The organism is Mesorhizobium sp., from assembly GCF_024509055.1.
In the GTDB taxonomy this organism is placed as follows: domain Bacteria; phylum Pseudomonadota; class Alphaproteobacteria; order Rhizobiales; family Rhizobiaceae; genus Mesorhizobium.
Genome location: NZ_JANINM010000152.1, coordinates 1 through 3,790 on the forward strand (window position 1 = coordinate 1; position 3,790 = coordinate 3,790).

Genomic DNA, 3,790 nt, shown 5'->3' on the forward strand with positions numbered 1-3,790 from the left:
CATTCTAGGGTCTGCGCGCGTCGCTTCGCTCCTTGCTCCGCCCTAGAATGACGAAATCCGAAGGGCTCAGAATGATCCCAAAGGCGTCACACCCTCGGATGCGCCTGCTCGTAAATCTCGAGCAGCCTTGCGGTGTCGACACCGGTATAGACCTGGGTCGTCGACAGGCTGGCATGGCCGAGCAATTCCTGGATGGTTCGCAAGTCGCCGCCCCGGCCAAGCAGATGCGTCGCGAAGGAGTGGCGCAAGGCGTGCGGCGTTGCCGTGTCCGGCAGGTTGAGCGCCGAGCGCAGCTTCGCCATGTCGCGCTGGATGATGGCCGGGTTGAGCGGCCCGCCGCGGGCGCCGCGGAACAACAGCCCTTTCGGATCGATGTGGAAAGGGCAGAGGCGGCGGTATTCGGCAACCGCGCGCAGCGCCACAGGCAACACCGGCACCAGCCGGGTCTTGCCGCCCTTGCCGGTGACGCGCAGCACTGTGTCGGCCTCCTTGGCCAGATCGCTGCCCGTCAGCCCGAGCGCTTCGGAAATACGCAGGCCGGAACCGTAAAGGAGCGTCAGCACGGCGGCATTGCGGGCCGCGATCCAGGGTTCTTCCGCCAACTGGCCTTCGATCGCGACGACCTGTCTGGCGTCGCTCGCGGTCAGCGGCTTGGGCAGCGACTTCGGCTGGCGCGGCGCGCGCAAGGCCACCGCGCCGGCCGCGTTGACCAGGCCGCGCCGTTCCAGAAAGCGCAGCAGCGAACGGATGCCGGCAAGGCCGCGCCCCAGCGCGCGGGCGCCCACGCCCATGTTGCGACGGGCGGCGAGGAAGCCGCGAAGATCGGCCGGGCGCAGGTCGGCAATGTCTGAAACGCCCGGCGGACCGCCGCAATGTCCGGTGAGGAAATGCAGGAACTGGCGCGTGTCGCGCTCATAGGCTTCCACGGTTTCCGGCGACAGCCGGCGCTCATGCGCCAGCATCTTCAGCCAGGTTTCGCGCGCCGCCTGGAGATCGGGCTTTGCCGGGATGAGGAATTCCTGCATGCCGGCATTGTCGAGCAGGCCGGTTAGGAAGCGGTGAAGACGCGATCATTGAAATGACGGCTTGACGGGGTTAGAGCAGGGCAAAGGAAGCGCCGATGTCCAAGCTCGAAAACCCCGTACAGATGGCCGTGATCGGCGCCGCACATGGCATCAAGGGCGAATTGCGGGTAAAGACCTTCACCGGCGATCCGCTGGCGCTGGCCGACTATGGTCCGCTCCAGGCCAGGGACGGGCGCGTCTTCCAGATCCTCGACATCAGGCCGGCCGGCACGGTGGTGGTGGTACGCTTCAAAGGCGTCAACGACCGCAACGCCGCCGAGGCGCTTGCCGGCACCGAGCTCTTTGTCGACCGCTCGGTGCTGCCGGACGACGGCGAGGAGGACGAGTTCTATCACGCCGATCTCATCGGGCTCGAGATCAGGGACGACAAGGGCGTTGCCATCGGCAGAATCGTCGCCGTGCACAATTTCGGCGGCGGTGACATCCTCGATGTCACGCTTGCCGGCCGCAAGGGCGTGCTGATCCCGTTCACGCAGGCGGCGGTGCCGGAAGTGTCGATCGCCGAGGGTTTTGTCCGCGTCGATCCCGTGGCGGCCGGATTGGTCGAAGACGAGGACGGCGAAGCGCCGCGCGACGAAGGCTTCGACCCGAAGGGCCGGCCGCGCGGGCCGAAGGATGCCGGGGGCAACCGGTGAGCTTTGCCGCCTCGGTGCTGACGCTCTATCCAGAGATGTTTCCGGGCGCGCTCGGCCTGTCGCTTGCGGGCCGGGCGCTCGAAGCCGGCACATGGTCGCTTGCAGCGATCCAGATCCGCGATTTCGCCACCGACAGGCACCGCACCGTCGACGACACACCGGCCGGCGGCGGCGCCGGCATGGTGATGCGCGCCGACGTGCTGGCGAAGGCCATCGACCATGCCTCGCCGCCGGGCGATCCGCGCCCGCGCCTGTTGATGAGCCCGCGCGGCAAACCGCTTACGCAAGCGCGCGTGCGCGAGCTCGCGGCCGGGCCGGGGGCCGTCATCCTGTGCGGACGCTTCGAGGGCGTCGACCAGCGGCTAATCGAGTCGCGGGCGTTGGAAGAAGTCTCGATCGGCGATTTCATCCTGTCCGGGGGCGAGCCGGCGGCACTCGTGCTGCTCGACGCGGTGGTGCGGCTGCTGCCAGGCGTCATGGGCAATGCGGTGTCGGGCGAGGAAGAAAGTTTCGAGAACGGCCTGCTCGAGCATCCGCACTATACGCGGCCACAGGAGTTCGAAGGAAGGCCGATCCCGGATGTGCTGATCTCCGGCAACCACAGGAAGATCGCCGAATGGCGTCGCGCCGAGGCCGAGAAGCTGACGCGGGAACGGCGGCCGGACTTGTTGGCGGCCGCTCAGCCTTTGGTAAAGTAGTAAAAGGCGAGAAATAGGCCGACGGCGACGACGAAAGCCCGTACGACGCCTTGCGGCACGCGCCTGGCGATCCATACGCCGGCGTAGCCGCCCAGCGCGACGCCCGGGATCATGACGATCGCCTGCGGCCAGGCGACGACGCCACCGGAAACGAAGACCAGGATGGCGACCGCCGCGATGACGATGGACAGCATGTTCTTCAGCGCGTTCAGCCGGTGGTAGTCGCCGGCCTGGGTGAGGCCGAGCGTCGCCAGCATCATCACGCCCATGCCGGCGCCGAAGAAGCCGCCATAGACGGACGTTATGAATTGCACGAGCGATCCCAAAAGCGAGCCTACTGACGCCTGGTGATCCGGGCCGGCCGCGGGCTTCAGCCAGGGGCCCGCGGCAAACAGGGCGGTGGCGGCGATGAGCAGCCAAGGCACGAGTGCTCGGAAGGAGGTGTTGGAGAGCGCCAGCAGGGTGAGCGAACCCGCCAGTGCGCCGAGCGCGGATATGGCGCAAAGCACAAGCGCCTGGCGCCAGAAATGCCTGATGTCGTCCAGATAGGCGAGCGTCGCGGTGATGTAGCCAGGAAACTGCGTCACCGAGGAGGTGGCGTTGGCGACGATCGGCGGCAGGCCGAGCAGGGTCATGGCGCCGAAGGTGACGAAGGTTCCGCCGCCGGCGATGGCATTGACCACGCCGGACAAAAAGCCGGCAAGGAAAAGCAAGGCTGCATCGAAGATTGACATCACTGCCACGTTGGGAAAAACACGCGCTTTCCCGCTTAGAGCAATTCCGGGAAAAGTGCGAAGCGGTTTTCCGTCCGTGGTTGCAAGTCCAGATGTTGCGCCAGCGGCCTTCGCGCAACGCGCCGCGGCATTGGACGGCTGCCCGCGCGCAAAAAATAACACGTCAAAGGCGTGACAAAGCGGTGAAATAGCTGTATGTCGCCGCCCGAACCGGAAGAACAATCTTTCGGGCCCGTCAACAATTGGCGGTGTAGCCGTCCCTGTCCGATGCTTACGGCAAAGGGCATAGCCGAGCGGTCGATGGAACTGCGAGGCGAGTCGAGGACGCTCTGACTGTCGGAAGAACAAGAAGTGGATTTTAAGATGGATCTCATCCGTCAGCTCGAGGCCGAACAGGCCGCCAAGATCGAAGCCAAGCGCAAGCTGCCCGAATTCCAACCCGGCGACACCGTGCGCGTCCAGGTGCGCGTCACCGAAGGCACCCGCACCCGCGTCCAGGCCTATGAGGGCGTCGTCATCGCCCGCTCCGGCTCCGGCTTCCAGGAGAATTTCACCGTCCGCAAGATTTCCTACGGCGAAGGCGTCGAGCGCGTTTTCCCGGTCTACTCGCCGATGGTCGAGGGCGTCGAGATCGTGCG

General features: G+C 66.1%; 5 protein-coding genes. 3 read left to right on the plus strand and 2 right to left on the minus strand.

The annotated features are described in order from the left end of the window. Positions 1 to 86: 86 nt before the first annotated feature. Entirely contained in the window at positions 87 to 1,025 is a 939-nt protein-coding gene (locus Q0L57_RS07805; RefSeq protein WP_296740624.1) for a tyrosine recombinase XerC, read from the minus strand. A gap of 95 nt (positions 1,026 to 1,120) precedes the next feature. Between Q0L57_RS07805 and rimM the strand changes: the two genes are divergently transcribed. Both rimM and trmD read left to right on the plus strand, forming a co-directional pair. Further along, positions 1,121 to 1,720 (plus strand): ribosome maturation factor RimM, encoded by a 600-nt coding sequence (gene rimM / locus Q0L57_RS07810; protein WP_296740627.1) that lies wholly within the window; start codon positions 1,121 to 1,123, stop codon positions 1,718 to 1,720. Beyond that, a complete protein-coding gene (gene trmD / locus Q0L57_RS07815; RefSeq protein ID WP_296740630.1) occupies positions 1,717 to 2,418 on the plus strand; it encodes a tRNA (guanosine(37)-N1)-methyltransferase TrmD in 702 nt (233 codons plus the stop codon). The genes rimM and trmD overlap by 4 nt, the downstream gene beginning before the upstream one ends. Here the strand turns inward: trmD and Q0L57_RS07820 are convergent. Beyond that, positions 2,400 to 3,152, minus strand: coding sequence for a sulfite exporter TauE/SafE family protein (locus tag Q0L57_RS07820; RefSeq protein ID WP_296740632.1), 753 nt, complete (start codon positions 3,150 to 3,152; stop codon positions 2,400 to 2,402). The two genes, trmD and Q0L57_RS07820, sit on opposite strands and share 19 nt — an antisense overlap. 363 nt (positions 3,153 to 3,515) lie before the next feature. On the opposite strand from Q0L57_RS07820, the gene rplS reads away from it, so the two are divergent. Next, on the plus strand, positions 3,516 to 3,790 hold a 275-nt coding region (gene rplS / locus Q0L57_RS07825; protein WP_296740634.1), incomplete at its 3' end, for a 50S ribosomal protein L19.